Source organism: Arthrobacter sp. N199823 (assembly GCF_002929705.1).
Classification (GTDB): Bacteria; Actinomycetota; Actinomycetes; order Actinomycetales; family Micrococcaceae; genus Specibacter.
Window position 1 is genome coordinate 1 of the sequence record NZ_PJIN01000060.1, and the last position, 637, is coordinate 637.

Genomic DNA, 637 nt, shown 5'->3' on the forward strand with positions numbered 1-637 from the left:
CTCCCTGCTGTTTGGGCACTGGTGAGTACGGATGGTCTGCTAACATGGAGAGGATCATGAAGGCCCAAGCATTGAGGGACTCTAGCATGGCTGGTTACATGTCTTCCAAGAAGACCATGGAAATCAACCCTGAGAACCCAATCATGGATGAGCTAAGAAAGAGAGCTGATGCTGACAAGAATGATAAGTCTGTTAAGGATTTGGTTCTCCTCCTATTCGAGACTGCTTTGCTGACTTCTGGGTTCAGCCTTGACGAGCCCAACACCTTTGGCAACCGCATCCACAGAATGTTGAAGCTTGGTCTTAGCATCGATGAAGATGCTGCAGAAGCTGATGTTGACATGCCTGCACTTGAGGAAGTTGATACCGAAGGATCCAAGATGGAGGAGGTCGACTAAGCTTCATATGTTTTTTAGCTTTTATCGGAATTACTGATTAGTAGTAGTAGTAGTTTCATCATCTATTTGTCCTTAAATACTTTTTATTTGTCTTTTGGCCCCTGATTTGTGAGTGAGGTGTTTTGAACTATGGGATTTTTTTTGGGTGGGAACTTCCATGTCTGCTGATGCAGGGGCTTTTGTTCTTTAGATTTACCTAAAACTGGTTAGTGCAGTCTGATGAAATCTATATAGTTCCA

At 43.5% G+C, this 637-nt stretch carries 1 protein-coding gene; it reads left to right on the top strand.

Features of this window, described 5'->3' with window-relative positions:
- The coding region (locus CXQ93_RS20220; protein WP_219817405.1) for a hypothetical protein at positions 1-398 on the top strand (398 nt) is incomplete at its 5' end.
- Positions 399-637 lie beyond the last annotated feature (239 nt).